This window comes from Rhodococcus sp. AZ1 (assembly GCF_054979605.1).
Genome location: NZ_JBUEQF010000008.1, coordinates 93914 through 111509 on the forward strand (window position 1 = coordinate 93914; position 17596 = coordinate 111509).

Consider the following 17596-nt stretch of genomic DNA (forward strand, 5'->3'; position numbering starts at 1 on the left):
TACTCTGACCGGCCGTGCATCTGAAGAGTCTGACGCTGAAGGGATTCAAGTCCTTCGCGTCTGCGACGACTCTGCGATTCGAGCCGGGAATCACCTGCGTGGTGGGCCCGAACGGCTCCGGCAAGTCCAATGTCGTGGACGCCCTCACCTGGGTGATGGGGGAGCAGGGGGCGAAGGCGCTGCGCGGCGGGAAGATGGACGACGTCATCTTCGCCGGTACCTCCGGGAGGGCCCCCCTCGGTCGTGCCGAGGTGACGCTGACCATCGACAACTCCGACGGTGCGCTGCCCATCGACTACTCCGAGGTCTCGATCACCCGGCGGATGTTCCGTGACGGTGCCGGTGAGTACGAGATCAACGGCACCAGCTGCCGGTTGATGGACGTTCAGGAGCTGCTCAGCGACTCCGGTATCGGTCGTGAGATGCACGTGATCGTCGGTCAGGGTCGGCTCGCGGCAATTCTCGAATCCCGCCCGGAGGATCGGCGCGCGTTCATCGAGGAGGCCGCCGGGGTGCTCAAGCACCGCAAGCGCAAGGAGAAGGCGGTCCGCAAGCTCGATGCGATGCAGGCCAACCTTGCGCGGCTGACGGACCTGACGGCCGAGCTCCGACGCCAGCTCAAGCCGCTCGGACGGCAGGCGGAGGTCGCGCGGCGAGCGCAATCGGTGCAGGCTGACCTGCGTGATGCACGGCTGCGCCTGGCGGCGGACGACCTGGTCACTCGCCGACGTGAGCTGGCCGAGCAGTCGCACGACGAGGAGCGTGCCCGGCAGGAGTACCTCTCCGTTCAGGCCGCCCTCGCCGAGGGGGAGCAGGTGCTCGCCGAGCACGAGGCCGAGCTCGCGGCTCTGACGCCCGCGGCGGAGGCCGCCGCGCAGGCATGGTTCCGACTCTCGGCGCTTGCCGAGCGAGTCGACGCCACCGTGCGCATCGCTCGCGAGCGTGCCACCCACCTCGTCGACGACGGGCAGGACCGCAGGGGTCCGGATCCCGACGAGCTCGAGGCTCGCGCGGAGCAGGTCGCTCTCGAGGAGCTCGAGCGCGCCGAAGCCGTCGAGATCGCTCGGGCGACGTTGGATGCCGCGCGCGAGCAACTTGCCGAGCGTGAGCTTGCCGTCGCGGAGGCCGAACGGTCCCACCTGGCCGCGGTGCGGGCAGTTGCCGATCGCCGCGAGGGGCTCGCTCGACTGGCCGGCCAGGTCGACACCGTGCGTACCCGCGCGGAGTCCGTCGACGCCGAGGTCGCCCGCCTGACCGAGGCCATCGATGCGGCCCGAACCCGCGCCGAGCACGCTCGTGAGGAGTTCGACGCGGTGCAGGAACGCATCGCCGAACTCGACGCGAGTGAGGTGGGCCTGGACACTCAGCACGAGAACGCGGTCGATGCTCTGCGCGTGTCCGACGAGCGGGTGGCCGAGCTGGTGGCCGCCGAACGCTCCGCGAGCCAGGGCGTGGTCTCGCTGCGCGCACGAATCGAAGCGTTGACGATGGGCCTGGACCGCAGGGACGGGGGCGCGTGGCTGGCCGACAATCGCCACGACATGGTCGACGGGCGCCTGTCGAGAGCCATCACCGTGGCAGCCGGATACGAGGTGGCCGTCGCCGCCGCTCTCGGCGCTGCGGCCGATGCCGTCGTGGTCGGGTCCGTCGATCGTGCGCTGACCGCGATCCGGGCGCTCAAGGAAGCCGATGGCGGCCGCGCATCCATCGTCCATCCGATGCAGGGACCGGCGTCCTCGCCGTCGGTTCGGCTGGATGCGCCCGCACGCTGGGCGGGCGATGTGGTCGAGGTGTCCGGAGAACTTGGCGGGGCGGTGGCCGCCCTGCTGGCCGCAACCGTGATCGTGGAGGGCGTGGATCAGGGCATCGGTCTCACCTCTGCTCATCGTGGGTTGCGCGCGGTGACGCTCGACGGCGATGTGATCACCGCCGGGTCCATCACGGGTGGATCGCAGCGGCAGACCAGTGTCATCGAGGTCCAGGCTGCCATCGACGCCTCTGCAGCCGAACTGATCGAGTGCGAGAGCCGGGCCGAGGAGTACGCGGCGGCGCTCGCGGGCGCGCTGGTCGAGCAGACCGAGCGACGTGAGGCCGCAGAGCAGGCCCTGGCGGCCCTCAACGAGTCCGATGCCGCCCTGGCCGCGGTGTACGAGCAACTTGGTCGGTTGGGGCAGCTCGCGCGTGCCGCCCACGCCGAGTCGGCGCGACTGATCGAGCAGCGTTCCGCGGCGGAGTCCGCACGCGATCAGGCGACCGCGACATTGGCCGAGCTCGAGGAGCGGTTGCGGCTGGCCCAGCAGGAGCAGGCGGTGGTCGGTGTGGACGAGCACGCCGCCGACTCGGCTCACGCCGCCGACCGCGCGGTGGCCGCCGCAGCCCTCGCCGAGGTGAGAGCCGTGGAGATCGACGCTCGCCTGGCCGTCAGGACGGCCGAGGAGCGCGCGGAATCTGTTCGTGGACAGGCGGAGTCGCTGCGTCGGTCGGCCAGGATCGAGCGTGAGGCACGTGCTCGCGCCGAGCGCATCGCGATCGCCCGAGCCCGCTCGGCGGCCGTGGCGGGCGCCGTGGCAGAGTCCGGCGACCGCGTCGCTGCACGCCTGCGGTCGGTGGTGGCGGACGCGGTGGCGCACCGCGACGACCTGGCGCGTCGACGTACCGAGCGCGCCGGAGCCGCCGAACGGGTCAAGGAACAGGTGCGTGCGCTCTCGACCAGGGCGAGCCAGCTCGGTGACGCCGTGCACCGCGACGAGGTGGCGCGAGCCCAGGCGGCTATGCGTATCGAGCAGCTCGAGACCGCGGTGCTCGAGCAGTTCGCCATCAGTGCCGACGACCTGGTGGCCGAGTACGGCCCGCAGGTGCCGCTCCCGCCCACCGAACTCGAGATGGCCGAGTACGAGCAGGCTCGTGAGCGCGGTGAGTCGGTGATCGCGCCCGCGCCGATGCCGTTCGATCGCGACACCCAGCTGCGCCGCGCCGCGCGGGCCGAGAAGGACCTCGCCACGCTCGGGCGCGTGAACCCGCTCGCACTCGAGGAGTTCGCCGCGCTCGAGGAGCGCTACAACTTTCTCTCCACTCAGCTCGAGGACGTCAAGTCCGCGCGCGCCGACCTGCTCGGCGTGGTCGCGGATGTGGACGCCCGCATCCTGCAGGTGTTCACCGATGCGTGGCACGACGTCGAGCGCGAGTTCGTCGGCGTGTTCGCCACGCTGTTCCCCGGCGGGGAGGGTCGACTGCTGCTGACCGATCCGTCGGACATGTTGACCACCGGCATCGAGGTCGAGGCCCGGCCGCCCGGCAAGAAGGTCAAGCGCCTGTCGCTGCTCTCGGGCGGCGAGAAGTCCCTCACCGCCGTCGCGATGCTCGTCGCGATCTTCCGCGCCCGGCCGTCGCCGTTCTACGTCATGGACGAGGTGGAGGCGGCACTGGACGACACGAACCTGCGACGGTTGATCTCGCTGTTCGAGCAGCTTCGGGAGAAGTCGCAGTTGATCGTGATCACCCACCAGAAGCCCACGATGGAGGTGGCCGACGCGCTGTACGGGGTCTCGATGCGCGGCGACGGGATCACCACGGTGATCTCCCAGCGCATGCGTGGGCGTGATCTGGCCGAGCCGGCGCCTGTCGACTCCTGATCCGGCGGTCACCGACAGCATGGTTACGTGAGCACCGACAGCATGGTTCCGTGAGCACTGACAGCATGGGCACGTGAGCACTGACAGGATGGGTACGTGAGCGTAGAACTGTGGATCGCCATTGCTGCGATCGTGGCCGTCGTCCTGATCGTGGTTCTGCTGTTCGGCCTACTTCGGGCGCGGCGTTCGCGTGTCTCGCTCGGTGAGTCGGCCGCGGTCGAGCGCACGCGGCGTGAGCAGTCCGGTGACTACCGCGCCGGGTCCGCCATCTCGTTCGCCGAGGGCGGCGCTGCCGGGACCGCCGTCGCCGAGCCTCGGCGAGGTCTGCCGGAGCCCCTCTCGGCGCGCCCGCCCGTCGACCCTCTCCCGTTCGAGCGCACCGATACCGACGACCAGCCGCGTGTGGGTGACGACGCGTCGGTGCCGCGTGATGCGCCCAAGCGCGATATCACCAACGTGTCCCTCCCGGAGCCGGTCGAGGAGGAGGCGGACACCGTAACCCCGCAGGCCGCGGCCGGCGGGGGAGTCGAGACGATCGAGCCCACCGCAGGACGACTCGGTCGCCTGCGCGGGCGACTGGCGCGTTCGCACAACGCCGTCGGCAGGTCTCTGCTGGGCCTGCTCGGTGGCGGCGACCTCGACGAGGACTCCTGGGAGGAGGTCGAGGACACCCTGCTCGTGGCCGATATCGGTACCGCGACCACCGCGGAGATCGTCGCGACCCTGCGCCGCGAGATGGCCGTCCGCACGGTCAGAACCGAGGCCGATGCTCGCGCCCTGCTGCGCGAGGTGCTCGTCGAGGCGCTCGACCCGAGCATGGATCGCTCCATCAAGGCGCTTCCGCACGGGGATCGTCCATCGGTGCTGCTGGTGGTGGGCGTCAACGGAACGGGCAAGACCACCACCACCGGAAAGCTGGCGCGGGTGCTCGTGGCGGACGGTCGTCGCGTGGTGCTCGGCGCAGCCGACACCTTCCGCGCGGCAGCCGCCGACCAACTGCAGACGTGGGGTGAGCGAGTCGGCGCCGAGGTGGTGCGCGGACGGGAGGGTGCCGACCCGGCTGCCGTCGCCTTCGATGCGGTGAGCAGGGGCGTCGACGACGGAGCCGACGTGGTGCTGGTGGACACCGCCGGGCGTCTGCACACCAAGACAGGTCTGATGGACGAGCTCGGCAAGGTCAAGAGGGTGATCGAGAAGAAGGCGCCCGTCGACGACGTACTCCTGGTCCTCGATGCGACGATCGGTCAGAACGGCCTCGCGCAGGCGCGGGTCTTCGCGCAGGTCGTCGACATCACCGGCGTGGTGCTGACCAAGCTCGACGGGACCGCCAAGGGTGGCATCGTCTTCCAGGTTCAGCGTGAGCTCGCAGTGCCCGTCAAACTGGTGGGCCTCGGCGAGGGTGCGGACGACCTCGCGCCCTTCGAACCGGGCGCCTACGTCGACGCGCTGCTGGGCTGAGGGGACGTTCCACGCCGCGAAGAGCGCGACGAAACATGCACGCAACATGATTCGGGCGTGCGTTCACACGGCTGAAACTTCACAGTGCCGTCGCGGAAACGTCTTATGAGCACTCTTTCCTCCAGGTCGTCAGCCACCCAGCGCTGGACCGAGGCAGAAGGAGGAGGCTCAAGGTGGAATTCCCCACTATCGGTGCACCCGACACCGGTGACACGGCATGGATGCTGACCAGTGCAGCGCTCGTGCTGCTCATGACCCCGGGTCTTGCGTTCTTCTACGGCGGCATGGTCCGCGCGAAGAGTGTGCTGAACATGATCATGATGAGCGTCAGCTCCATGGGCGTCGTCGGCGTGCTGTGGGTGCTCTACGGCTACTCGATCGCGTTCGGCGAGGACAAGGGCAACCTGATCGGTGACCCCACCCAGTACTGGGGTCTCAAGGGGCTCATCGGAGGCACCTACCTGTCCTCCACCGACGACGCCGGCACGGTCACCGCTGCCGCGATCCCGTTGGCCGGGACCATTCCCGCCACGGTGTTCGTCGCCTTCCAGGCCATGTTCGCCATCATCACCGTCGCCCTCATCTCCGGCGCTGTTGCCGATCGCCTCAAGTTCGGGCCGTGGCTGTTGTTCGCGGGACTGTGGGCCACGATCGTCTACTTCCCGGTCGCGCACTGGGTGTTCGCCTTCGACGGCGTCACGGCCGAGAAGGGTGGCTGGATCGCCAACCAGCTCAAGGCGATCGACTTCGCCGGTGGAACGGCGGTGCACATCAATGCCGGTGCCGCGGGCCTGGTGCTCTGCATCATCCTGGGCAAGCGCAAGGGGTGGCCGCAGACACCGTTCCGTCCGCACAACCTGCCGTTCGTCATGCTCGGCGCGGGTCTGCTGTGGTTCGGGTGGTACGGCTTCAACGCCGGGTCCGCGGTTGCCTCCAACGGAATTGCCGGCGCCACGTTCATCACCACGACGGTCGCCACCGCGGCGGCCATGCTGGCGTGGTTGCTCGTCGAGCGCATCCGTGACGGTCATGCCACCAGCCTCGGCGGCGCGTCCGGAATCGTGGCGGGTCTGGTCGCCATCACTCCGGCATGTTCGTCGGTCAACGTCATCGGTGCTCTGGCCGTCGGCGTCGTCTCCGGTGCGCTCTGCGCCCTGGCGGTGGGCCTGAAGTACCGGTTCGGGTTCGACGACTCGCTCGACGTGGTCGGGGTTCACCTCGTCGGTGGCCTCATCGGCACCCTCATGGTGGGCCTGGTCGCCACCTCCGAGGCCCCGGCTGCGGTGTCGGGCCTGTTCTACGGCGGTGGGTTCGATCAGCTGTGGCGTCAGGCCGTGGGCGCGGGTGCCGTACTCGCGTACTCCCTGGTGGGTACCGCGGTGGTCGCGCTGATCGTCAAGTACACCGTGGGTCTGCGAACCACCGACGAGGGTGAGACGCTGGGCGTGGACGAATCGGAGCATGCAGAGACCGCGTACGATTTCGCCGCGCTCGGCGGCAACAGCGTGGGCCGCGTGTCCACCGGCAAGGAGGCCTGAGATGAAGTTGATCACGGCAATCGTCAAGCCGTTCACCCTCGAGGATGTCAAGACCGGGCTCGAGCAGGCCGGGGTCCTCGGGATGACCGTCAGTGAGGTCCAGGGTTACGGCCGCCAGAAGGGCCACACCGAGGTCTATCGAGGAGCCGAGTACTCCGTCGACTTCGTTCCGAAGGTTCGTGTCGAGGTGGTTGTCGACGACGCCGCCGTCGACAAGGTCGTCGACGTGATCGTCGAGGCCGCGCGGACCGGCAAGATCGGTGACGGCAAGGTGTGGGTGTCGCCGGTGGACACCATCGTGCGAGTGCGCACCGGGGAGCGTGGCTCCGACGCCCTGTAGCTTCGACCGATCGGAGTTCCAGCCGGACGGGTGACCGCGACAGACGCCGTTTCGACGGTCGATCGCGGTCACCCGTTTTCTGTCGAACACCCCGCCCGACACCCCGCGAGAAGGGAACCGCGATCATGACCGCACACGACGCGGCAACCGATCTCGTCCGAGCCCGTGAGCAGCTGCTCGGCGTCGGCCCGTCGGGTCGCCGGCTCGACGCTCCCGCCCTGCGGGAGGCCTTGACGGATCTGCACGACTTCTGGCTCACCAGCAAGGGCTCGGAGGTCGGGATCAAGGCCGACAGCGGGTTCGCCATCGTCGCGGTCGGAGGTCTCGGGCGCCGGGAGATGCTCCCGTTCTCCGACCTCGATCTGGTGCTGCTGCACGACGACGTCGACCCCGAGAAGCTGTCGGTGGTGGCCGACCAGCTCTGGTATCCGCTCTGGGACGCCCACATCAAACTCGACCACAGTGTGCGCACGGTCGAGCAGGCCCTGCAGGTGGCCGCAGGCGACATGACGGCAGCACTCGGTCTGCTCGACGCCCGGCACGTCGCGGGCGATCCCGAGCTGAGCAATCTGCTGATCAGCGGGATCCGGCGGCAGTGGCGAGCAGGGCTCCGGGACCGGCTCGACGTGTTGATCGACCTGACCAGAACACGGTGGGCGCGCTCGGGAGAGATCGCCCACCGCGCCGAGCCCGACCTCAAGAGCGGTCGCGGTGGCCTCCGCGACGTTCAACTTCTCGACGCCCTGTCCATTGCCCAGCTGACGGACGCGACCACCGGTCTCGGCCCCGACTCACCGGGTGGTGGCCTGGCGTTCGCACACGATCGGATCCTCGATGTGCGCACCGAACTGCATCGCATCGCCGGTCGAGCGCGGGATCAGCTGCGTGCCCAGGATGCCGACGAGATTGCCTCCGCGCTGCGAATCGGGGATCGTTTCGACCTCGCGCGCCTGCTGAGCGACTCCGCGCGCACGATCGGCTACTGCGTCGACGTCGGCATCCGCACCGCCGGCAACGCCGTCCCGCGGCGAGGACTCTCACGTTTGCGCCGGGTACCCGTCCGGCGGCCGCTCGACGAGGGAGTGGTCGAGCACGCCGGCGAGGTGGTGCTCGCGCGCGATGCGCGTCCGACCAAGGATCCGGGCCTGATCATGCGGGTCGCCGCGGCGTCGGCGACCACGGGTCTGCCGATCTCGGCCTCCACTCTCGGCCGCCTCTCCGACAGCGCGCCGGAACTGCGTGAACCGTGGCCCCGGGAGGCTCTGAACGATCTGTTGGTGCTGCTCGGCTCAGGTCGGTCCGCCATCGCGGTGATCGAGGCGCTCGACCGGACGGGTCTGTGGGGGCGTCTGCTGCCCGAGTGGGGCGCGGTGCGCGACCTGCCTCCGCGCGATGCCATCCACACCTGGACGGTCGATCGTCACCTCGTCGAGACCGCGGCCAACGCCGCGTCGATGACCACACGGGTGTCGCGACCGGACCTACTGGTGCTCGGTGCCCTGCTGCACGACGTGGGCAAGGGACGAGGCGGCGACCACAGCGTGGTCGGTGCCGACCTCGCCACCCAGATCGGGAACCGCCTCGGGATGTGGCCCTCCGACGTCGCCGTGCTGAGCGGGATGGTTCGACACCATCTGCTGCTGCCGGACGTCGCGACGCGGCGAGACCTCGATGATGCCGACACCGTGCAGGGCGTTGTCGACGCCCTCGGAGGTGACTCGCAACTGCTCGATCTGCTGCATGCTCTGGCGGAGGCCGACTCGCTGGCCACCGGGCCGGGTGTGTGGGGCGATTGGAAGGCGTCGCTGATCAGGGAGCTGGTTCGCCGGTGTCGACTGCTGATGTCGGGTCGTCCGTTGCCGGTTCCCGACGAGGTCGATCCCGCGTTGCTCGAACGCGCACGCTCCGGCGACATCGACGTCGACATCACGCCGGCGGGCGGACCGCACACCTATCAGGTCACCGTCACCGCGCCCGATCGCCTCGGGATGCTCTCCAACGCCGCCGGTGTTCTGGCTCTGGCGTCCCTGCGCGTTCTCGCCGCGTCGGTGGGCGGGCGCGACGGGTACGCCGTCAACTCCTTCATCGTGGCGCCGACCTTCGGTTCCCCGCCCGCGGCGGGGTTGCTGCGCCAGGAGCTGATTCGCGCGCTCGACGGCGAACTGGATCTGGTCGCCGGGCTCGACGCGAAGGAACGCGACGCCGCCCGCGACCCTGCGGGCGAGGATCCACGGGCGGTTCCGCTCTACGCGCAGTCCCCCCCGCGCGTGCTGTGGTTCGACGTGCCCAACGCCACCGACGTGATCATCGAACTGCGGGCCCGTGATCGGCTGGGGTTGCTGTGCCGGTTGGCCTCAGTTCTCGAGCATGCCGGTGCCGACATCCGCTGGGCCAAGGTCGCCACGCTGGGATCGTCGGTCGTCGACTCCTTCTGTGTGGCGCTACCGGACGCGGCGAATCCCGCGGTGCGTCGATCTCTCGAGACCGCACTGCTGGCCGTGGTGCCCGCGTTGGCACCGCGTCCACCCGAGGAATCGAACGCCGCCAGCCGCTAGGGTGGTGCTCGGTCCGTGCCGTCATTGCCCCGAGCTCAGGAGTGTCACCGGTGTTCGATTCCCTCTCCGACAGGTTGGCCGGAAGTCTCAGGAATCTGCGAGGCAAGGGTCGGCTGACGGACGGTGACATCGATTCGGTGTGCCGTGAGATCCGCCTGGCCCTGCTCGAGGCCGACGTCGCGTTGCCCGTGGTGCGCGCCTTCATCGGTCGGATCAAGGATCGCGCCAAGGGCGCGGAGGTCTCCGGTGCGCTCAACCCTGCCCAGCAGGTGGTCAAGATCGTCAACGAGGAACTCGTGGCGATTCTCGGCGGCGAGACCCGGCGCATCGTCTTCGCCAAGACCCCTCCGACGGTGATCATGCTGGCGGGTCTGCAGGGCGCCGGAAAGACCACGCTCGCAGGCAAACTCGCCGCGTGGCTCAAGGCGCAGGGTCACACGCCGCTGCTGGTGGCCTGTGATCTCCAGCGTCCGGGCGCGGTGGATCAGCTGCGCGTGGTCGCCGAGCGGGCCGGGGTGGCCGTGTTCGCTCCGCATCCCGGAACCTCGACCGGCGGTGGGGACAACGCTCTCGGCGTGTCTGCGGCCGACCCGGTGGCCGTGGCGACGGCCGGTGTGGCCGAGGCACGTTCGAAGGTCTTCGACGTGGTCATCGTCGACACGGCCGGTCGACTCGGTATCGACGCCGAGCTGATGGCGCAGGCTGCCGGCATCCGCGACGCGGTCCAGCCCGACGAGACCCTCTTCGTGCTCGACGCGATGATCGGTCAGGACGCGGTCAGTACCGCGCAGGCTTTCGCGGAGGGCGTCGGCTTCACCGGAGTCGTGCTGACCAAGCTCGACGGCGACGCCCGAGGTGGCGCCGCGCTGAGTGTGCGCGAGGTGACCGGTCGCCCGATCATGTTCGCGTCCACCGGCGAGAAGCTCGAGGACTTCGAGACCTTCCATCCTGATCGGATGGCCGGACGCATCCTCGGCATGGGTGATCTGTTGAGCCTGATCGAGCAGGCCGAGACCGTCTTCGACGCCAAGCAGGCCGAGGATGCCGCCGCGCGGATGGGGTCCGGTCAGCTCACGTTGGAGGACTTCCTCGAACAGATGATGGCCATCCGCAAGATGGGTCCCATCGGCAACCTCCTGGGAATGCTGCCGGGTGCCGCGGGTATGAAGGACGCCCTCGCGCAGGTCGACGACAAGCAACTCGACCGCGTACAGGCGATCATCCGCGGCATGACCCCTGCCGAGCGGGCGGACCCGAAGATCATCAACGCATCGCGTCGCCTGCGCATCGCCGCGGGCTCCGGGGTGAAGGTCTCCGACGTCAACCAGCTCGTCGACCGCTTCTTCGAGGCACGCAAGATGATGGCCTCGATGGCCGGACGCATGGGCCTACCCGGGTCCCGTAAGGGCGGCCAACGCGCCAAGAAGGGGAAGAAGGGCAAGCGGACCGGGCGCGGTCCGACACCGCCCAAGGTCAGGGGAGCGATGCCGGGCATGCCGGATCTGACCGGCATGCCCAAGGGTCTGGACCAGCTGCCGCCCGGGCTCGAGGGTTTCGATTTCTCGCAGTTCAAGCTGCCGAAGAAGTAGATGTCATGAGCGACCGCCTGCACGTGATCGGCACCGGCCTACCCGATGAGCAGCGGCTCGAGTTCTGGGTGGTGGACGGTGTGGTCTCGGCCGAGCCGGTCGCCGATGCGCACACACTCACCGGTGGGTGGATCGTGCCGGGTCTGGTGGATGCCCACTGTCACGTCGGCATCAAGTACGGCGGCGGGCACGAGGACGAGGCGGGGGCGATCGAGCAGGCCGAGAAGGAACGGTCGGTCGGTGCACTGCTGCTGCGCGATGCCGGGTCCCCGGTGGACACGAGATTCATCGACGAGCGTGAGGATCTGCCGAAGATCATCCGCGCGGGTCGCCACATAGCACTCCCCAAGCGCTACATACCCGGCCTGGCGGTCGAACTGGAGGATCCCGAGCAGCTCCCGGAGGCAGTGGCCCAGCAGGCGAGGATGGGCGACGGCTGGGTCAAGATCGTCGGTGACTGGATCGACCGCAGCGTCGGGGACCTCGCCCCGCTCTGGGACGAGAGGATCGCCGCCCGCGCCATCGCAGCGGCGCACGCCGAGGGGGCGCGGGTGACGGCGCACGTGTTCTCCGAGGATGCTCTCCCGGGGCTGATCGCGGCCGGAATCGACTGCATCGAGCACGGTACGGGCCTGACCGACGACACCATCGCCATGATGGTCGAGCACGGTACGGCGCTGGTGCCGACCCTGATCAACATCGAGACGTTCCCCGACATCGCCGCGGCGGCGGGGAAGTACCCGGTGTACGCGCGGCACATGTTGGACCTGCACGGCCGGGTGGCGCAGACCGTGGGCCGCGCCCACGATGCGGGGGTGCCGATCTACGCGGGTACGGACGCGGGAGGATCGATCCGCCACGGCCGCCTCGCCGACGAGGTGGCCGCCCTGGTGCGGGTCGGTCTCAGTCCCACCGAGGCACTGGGCTCGGCAAGTTGGTCGGCCCGCACGTGGTTGGGGCGGCAGAACCTCGAGCACGGCGCACCCGCTGACTTCGTGATCTACGAGCAGGACCCGCGCCTCGGGCCCGACGTGCTCTCGGCGCCCGACACCGTGGTGCTGCGAGGCAATTTCGTGCGCTGAGCACGCTCTGGCACAATGAAGCGTTGTCAGCCCGTCGTCGGCCACGTGCCGCGCGGGGAGTCACGACACCCCTCAACGGCAAAACCGGATGTGCGTGCCGCGCGCATCGCTGAATTGCCATGTGACCAAACACCGAAAGAGGCTCAGCCAGCATGGCCGTCAAGATCAAGCTCACCCGTCTCGGCAAGATTCGCAACCCCCAGTATCGCGTCGTCGTCGCCGACGCTCGCACCCGCCGCGGCGGCCGTGCCATCGAGACCATCGGCAAGTACCACCCCAAGGAAGAGCCGTCGCTGATCGACATCGACTCCGAGCGCGCGCAGTACTGGCTCGGCGTGGGCGCACAGCCCACCGAGCCCGTCGAGGCCCTGCTCAAGATCACCGGTGACTGGCAGAAGCACAAGGGCCTGCCCGGCGCCGAGGGCACCCTGCGTGTCGCCGAGCCGAAGCCCTCCAAGCTCGACCTGTTCAACGCCGCGCTCGCGCAGGCCGACGATGCGCCCACCACCGAGGCCATCACCCCGAAGAAGAAGAAGGCCGCCAAGGCCGACGCCGCTGATGCCGACGACGCTGCCGGTGCCGACGACGCCGCTGCGGCCGACGCGGACAAGTGAGCGCCGTCGTCGCCGACGCCGTCGAACACCTGGTTCGCGGTATCGTCGCCAACCCGGATGACGTCCGAGTGGAGATGATCACCGGCCGTCGTGGTCGCACCATCGAGGTTCACGTCCATCCGGACGACCTGGGCAAGGTCATCGGTCGTGGCGGTCGCACCGCCACGGCGCTGCGCACCCTGGTTGCGGGTATCGGTGGCCGCGGGATCAGGGTCGACGTCGTCGATACCGACAGCTGATCCAGACGTGGAGCTGGTGATCGGGCGCGTTGCGAAATCGCACGGCGTCCGGGGCGAGGTGGTCGTCGAGGTCCGCACCGACGATCCCGACGATCGGTTCGCCGTCGGCACCGTCCTGACCGCCCGGGTTCGCGGGTCGTCCACGCCCACGCACTATCGAGTCGAGGCCGCCCGGGAGCACTCCGGGCGGCTTCTTCTGGTGTTGGAGGGCATCACCGATCGGTCGGCCGCCGACGCGCTGCGGGGATCGTTGTTCGTCATCGACACCGCCGACCTGCCGGAATCGGATGATCCCGACGAGTTCTACGATCACGAGCTCGAGGGCATGAGTGTGCGCTTCGGCGCGGATCATCCGCGTGCGGGTGAGCGCGTGGGTGTGGTGCGTGAGGTGCTGCACTCGGCGGCAGGCGAGCTGCTGTCGGTTCGGGCCGAGAACGACCGCGAGATCCTCGTGCCGTTCGTCTCGGCCATCGTCGTCGGTGTGGACCGAGCCACTGCGACCGTCGACATCGACCCACCAGACGGCCTGCTGGAGATCTGAACGTGCGCATCGACGTGGTGACGATCTTCCCCGAGTACCTTCAACCGCTGCGAACGGCCCTGCTGGGCAGAGCGATCGAGAAGGAGATCGTCAGGCTGGAGGTTCACGACCTGCGATCGTGGACCACGGATGTCCATCGCGCCGTCGACGACTCGCCCTACGGCGGTGGGCCGGGGATGGTGATGACGGCGCCGGTGTGGGGCGCGGCTCTCGACGACGTGGCCACGGCGGACTCGGTGCTGATCGTGCCCACGCCGGCGGGGGTCCCGTTCACCCAGGCGAGCGCCGAGGGGCTTGCGAGCGAGAAGCACCTGGTGTTCGCGTGCGGGCGATACGAAGGTATCGATCAGCGCGTGGTCGACGACGCATCGCGGCGGATCCGTGTGCAGGAGATCAGCATCGGGGACTACGTTCTGATCGGCGGCGAGGCCGCAGTGTTGGTGATGGTGGAGGCGATCACCCGGCTCATACCCGGTGTTCTCGGCAATCAGCTCTCACATCAACAGGATTCGTTCTCCGACGGCTTGCTCGAGGGACCCAGCTACACCCGTCCCGTGCGATGGCGAGACCTCGAGGTGCCACCGGTGCTCCTCTCGGGCGATCACGCACGCATCGCCGAGTGGCGACATGCTCGCGCACTCGAGCGCACGCGCGAGCGGCGGCCCGATCTGCTCTAACCCGGGACCGACCCCGTGGGGAACAGGGCGCTCAGAGCATCGGTCACCGTGGCGCGCGCGTGCTGAGCGCCGGCGTCGTCGGTCACCGTGATGTCCGATCCGCTCGCACCGCCGTCGGCGCCGGTGAAGGGGATCTCCTGGGAGATGATCGCGAGGACGTACCGCGCGCCCTCACCGACGAACCCCGTGGACAGGTGCACCCAACGACCGGCCGTGCAACACATCCAGCCCTGCTTGACCCCGCGCAGCGTCTCCGACGGCAGCGCCGTCGGTATCCCGAAGGACTGCGGGTACCCGTCGGTGCCCTCCGGGGTGAACGACTCGAGATAGCTCAGGATCGTGTCCGCCCGATCGCGCGGCAACCCACCCGAACCGTCGAGCAGAAGCGCGTAGTAGCGCACCAGATCGGCAGCCGTGGTCACCGTGTTGAACCACCGTCCGTCCGGGGGCGGGTTCGTGGCCACCAGGCGGTACCGCTGGGCGACCCTGGTGACGATCGCGTCGGCGCCGTAGGAATCCCACAGTTCCTCCGCAGCGGTGTCGTCGGACGACTCGAGCATCGGCACGATCAGGTTGCGGTCGCCGGCGGAGAGAGTGATCTCGTTGCGCGCGTCGCGGAACAGCAGATCGTCGGCGATGAACAGCTTGACCACCGATGCGGTGGCCACCGGGACCGTGTCGGCCGTCCCGGTGTAGGTGCCCGTCGCTCGATCGAGGAAGCCGATGGAGACCTCGGCACCGCGCTGGGACCCCACCGCCGTCGCCTGATCGAGTCGAGCCCGCACGTCGGGTGCGGTGTCGGTCGAGGACACCACGGTCGGGGGAGCGGCCACCGAACGCGGGGGACTCGCGGGTGCGGTCGAACAGGCCGCGCAGCACGCGAGCACCGTGGCGGCGATGGCCGCGACAACCCTGTTCATCGAGCCCAGAGTACCGGCCCGGTAGTCTCGCCCGCCGTGGCCAGTACCCAGAACGAACCTGCTGTCGAGACCGTGACCGGGCAGCGCCCGGGTGTCCCGTCGGTGATCACCCGTATCGCCGAGATCGTGGGGGTGGCGCCGGGGCGTGTACGCGCTGCGGTGGACCTGCTCGATTCCGGCGCCACCGTCCCGTTCATTGCCCGCTACCGCAAAGAGGTCACCGGCACCCTCGACGACGCGCAGCTGAGGCTGATCGACGAGCGTCTGCACTATCTGCGTGAACTCGACGAACGCCGCGAGAGTGTCCTGGAGTCGATCCGCGCGCAGGGCCGCCTCGACCCGCGGATCGAGCGAGATCTCCTGCTCGCGGACACCAAGGCCCGAATCGAGGACATCTACCTGCCGTTTCGGCCGAAGCGGCGAACGAAAGCCCAGATCGCGCGCGAGGACGGCCATGAGCCCGTCGCCGACGCGCTTCTCGCGGACCCGACCACCGATCCGACCACCTATTCCGACGAGCAACTGGCCGGTGCCCGCGCGATCCTGGTGGAGCGATTCGCCGAGGACGCCGACCTGGTGGGCGAGTTGCGCGAAACTGTGTGGGCCCGCGGTGTCCTGACCACCACCGTGCGCGACGGTCGCGAGGGTGACGGCGCGAAGTTCGCCGACTACTTCGGCCATCGCGAACCCTTCACCTCGATGCCCGCCCATCGGGTCCTCGCGGTGCTTCGCGGCGAGAAGGAAGGTGTCCTGTCGGTCTCGGTCGAGCCCGAGCCGGACCCCGAGGTCGCGTCGGCGCGCGGTGGAGCCGGGATGTACGAGAACGTGATCGCAGCACGATTCGGTATCGCCGATCAGGGCCGTCCGGCCGACCGGTGGCTGCTCGACACCGTGCGCTGGGCGTGGCGGACCAAGCTGGTCGTCGGCATCGGCATCGACATCAGGATGCGGCTGCGCCAGAGCGCCGAGGCGGCGGCCGTGGAGGTGTTCGCCACCAATCTCGCCGACCTTCTGCTCGCCGCACCCGCCGGCAACCGGACCACCCTCGGCCTGGATCCGGGTTTCCGCACCGGTACGAAGGTGGCCGTGGTCGATGCGACCGGCAAGGTGCTCGACCACACCACGATCTATCCCCACCAGCCGCACAACAAGCGTCGGGAGTCGCTGGCGGTGCTCGCTGCGATGGTCGCGCGGTACTCGGTGGAGTTGATCGCCATCGGTAACGGGACCGCCTCGCGGGAAACCGCAGCGTTGGCGACCGAACTCGCGCAGATGTGCGGGGACTCGCGACCGACCGAGGTGATGGTCTCCGAGGCGGGGGCATCGGTGTACTCGGCATCGGAGTACGCCTCACGTGAGCTCCCGGACCTCGACGTCTCGATTCGCGGGGCCGTCTCGATCGCGAGGCGACTGCAGGATCCGCTGGCGGAGCTGGTCAAGATCGACCCCAAGTCCATCGGCGTGGGGCAGTACCAGCACGACGTCTCGGAGACCCTCCTCGCCCGCTCGCTCGGCGCCGTCGTCGAGGATGCGGTCAATGCTGTCGGCGTCGACGTCAACACCGCCTCGGCGCCACTGCTGGCGCGGGTGTCCGGGATCTCGGCCTCGGTGGCCGAGAGCATCGTCGAGTATCGGGACTCGCGCGGTCCGTTCACCGATCGTTCGGCGCTGCTGAGTGTTCCCCGTCTGGGGCCCAAGGCTTTCGAGCAGTGTGCGGGGTTCCTGCGGATCTCGTCGGGGGACAATCCGCTCGACCGGTCGGCCGTTCACCCCGAGGCGTACCCGGTGGTGCGGCGCATCGCAGAGCGTGCCGGTGTCCCCGTTGCAGAGATCATCGGCAACGAGCGGACGCTGCGCGCGTTGTCGCCGAAGGAGTTCATCGACGACAGTTTCGGGCTGCCCACCGTCACCGACATCTTCGCCGAGTTGCTCAAGCCCGGTCGCGACCCACGCCCGGAGTTCCGTACCGCCACATTCGCCGCGGGCGTCGAGAAGCTCACCGACCTACGTCCGGGCATGGTGCTCGAAGGTGTGGTCACCAATGTCGCCGCCTTCGGTGCGTTCGTCGATGTCGGTGTTCACCAGGACGGGCTGGTGCACGTCTCGGCCATGTCGAACACCTTCGTCTCCGATCCGCGGTCGGTGGTGCGATCGGGTGACGTGGTGAAGGTGAAGGTCGTCGACGTCGACGTCGAGCGCAAGAGAATCGGACTGTCCCTTCGCCTCGACGACGAGGTGGGTTCGGCACGCCCGGGCAGGTCCGGGGCCGGCCGTGACTCCCGGACCGCCGAGTCGTCGCGAGGGAACACACCGCGCGGGGACCGGGCTCGCGGGGCCCGCGGAGGCGCTCCCGCGCCGACCGGCTCGATGGCCGATGCACTCCGAAATGCCGGTTTCGGGCGATAACATCG

General features: G+C 69.0%; 13 protein-coding genes. 12 read left to right on the forward strand and 1 reads right to left on the reverse strand.

Features of this window, described 5'->3' with window-relative positions:
• The first annotated feature begins 14 nt into the window (after nt 1–14).
• The 11 genes from smc (at nt 15) to trmD (ending at nt 14265) form a co-directional block, all read left to right on the forward strand.
• Nucleotides 15–3632 carry a chromosome segregation protein SMC gene (smc, locus tag ACY48E_RS11795; protein WP_462872364.1) on the forward strand — a complete coding sequence of 1206 codons (3618 nt, stop codon included), beginning with the start codon at nt 15–17 and terminating at the stop codon, nt 3630–3632.
• A gap of 96 nt (nt 3633–3728) precedes the next feature.
• Nucleotides 3729–5090 (forward strand): signal recognition particle-docking protein FtsY, encoded by a 1362-nt coding sequence (gene ftsY / locus ACY48E_RS11800; RefSeq protein WP_462872365.1) that lies wholly within the window; start codon nt 3729–3731, stop codon nt 5088–5090.
• A gap of 221 nt (nt 5091–5311) precedes the next feature.
• Nucleotides 5312–6628: an ammonium transporter gene (locus ACY48E_RS11805; protein ID WP_462872471.1), complete on the forward strand. Its 1317-nt coding sequence runs from the start codon at nt 5312–5314 to the stop codon at nt 6626–6628.
• 1 nt (nt 6629) lies between these two features.
• Nucleotides 6630–6968, forward strand: coding sequence for a P-II family nitrogen regulator (locus ACY48E_RS11810; RefSeq protein WP_462872366.1), 339 nt, complete (start codon nt 6630–6632; stop codon nt 6966–6968).
• A gap of 125 nt (nt 6969–7093) precedes the next feature.
• Nucleotides 7094–9523 (forward strand): [protein-PII] uridylyltransferase, encoded by a 2430-nt coding sequence (locus tag ACY48E_RS11815; RefSeq protein ID WP_462872367.1) that lies wholly within the window; start codon nt 7094–7096, stop codon nt 9521–9523.
• A 50-nt stretch (nt 9524–9573) separates the two neighbouring features.
• Complete coding sequence (gene ffh / locus ACY48E_RS11820) at nt 9574–11112, forward strand: signal recognition particle protein (RefSeq protein ID WP_462872368.1); 1539 nt, start codon at nt 9574–9576, stop codon at nt 11110–11112.
• A gap of 5 nt (nt 11113–11117) precedes the next feature.
• Nucleotides 11118–12194, forward strand: coding sequence for an amidohydrolase family protein (locus ACY48E_RS11825; protein ID WP_462872369.1), 1077 nt, complete (start codon nt 11118–11120; stop codon nt 12192–12194).
• Nucleotides 12195–12346: 152 nt separating this feature from the next.
• Nucleotides 12347–12808: a 30S ribosomal protein S16 gene (rpsP, locus tag ACY48E_RS11830; RefSeq protein ID WP_462872371.1), complete on the forward strand. Its 462-nt coding sequence runs from the start codon at nt 12347–12349 to the stop codon at nt 12806–12808.
• A complete protein-coding gene (locus ACY48E_RS11835) occupies nt 12805–13047 on the forward strand; it encodes an RNA-binding protein (protein ID WP_462872372.1) in 243 nt (80 codons plus the stop codon). The genes rpsP and ACY48E_RS11835 overlap by 4 nt, the downstream gene beginning before the upstream one ends.
• Nucleotides 13048–13054: 7 nt before the next feature.
• A complete protein-coding gene (rimM, locus tag ACY48E_RS11840; protein ID WP_462872373.1) occupies nt 13055–13588 on the forward strand; it encodes a ribosome maturation factor RimM in 534 nt (177 codons plus the stop codon).
• Nucleotides 13589–13590: 2 nt separating this feature from the next.
• On the forward strand, nt 13591–14265 hold the full coding sequence (gene trmD / locus ACY48E_RS11845; RefSeq protein ID WP_462872375.1) for a tRNA (guanosine(37)-N1)-methyltransferase TrmD: 675 nt from the start codon (nt 13591–13593) through the stop codon (nt 14263–14265).
• On the opposite strand, the gene ACY48E_RS11850 is transcribed toward trmD, so the two are convergent.
• Entirely contained in the window at nt 14262–15185 is a 924-nt protein-coding gene (locus tag ACY48E_RS11850; protein WP_462872376.1) for a serine hydrolase, read from the reverse strand. The two genes, trmD and ACY48E_RS11850, sit on opposite strands and share 4 nt — an antisense overlap.
• 72 nt (nt 15186–15257) lie before the next feature.
• On the opposite strand from ACY48E_RS11850, the gene ACY48E_RS11855 reads away from it, so the two are divergent.
• Nucleotides 15258–17591, forward strand: coding sequence for a Tex family protein (locus ACY48E_RS11855; protein ID WP_462872472.1), 2334 nt, complete (start codon nt 15258–15260; stop codon nt 17589–17591).
• The last annotated feature ends 5 nt before the right edge of the window (nt 17592–17596 follow it).

Coding starts and splice junctions, on each gene's coding strand:
- ACY48E_RS11810 (WP_462872366.1), top strand. CDS start 6,630: ATGAAGTTGATCACGGCAATCGTCAAGCCGTTCACCCTCGAGGATGTC.
- rpsP (WP_462872371.1), top strand. CDS start 12,347: ATGGCCGTCAAGATCAAGCTCACCCGTCTCGGCAAGATTCGCAACCCC.
- ACY48E_RS11815 (WP_462872367.1), top strand. CDS start 7,094: ATGACCGCACACGACGCGGCAACCGATCTCGTCCGAGCCCGTGAGCAG.
- ACY48E_RS11850 (WP_462872376.1), bottom strand. CDS start 15,185: ATGAACAGGGTTGTCGCGGCCATCGCCGCCACGGTGCTCGCGTGCTGC.
- ACY48E_RS11805 (WP_462872471.1), top strand. CDS start 5,312: ATGCTGACCAGTGCAGCGCTCGTGCTGCTCATGACCCCGGGTCTTGCG.
- ACY48E_RS11825 (WP_462872369.1), top strand. CDS start 11,118: ATGAGCGACCGCCTGCACGTGATCGGCACCGGCCTACCCGATGAGCAG.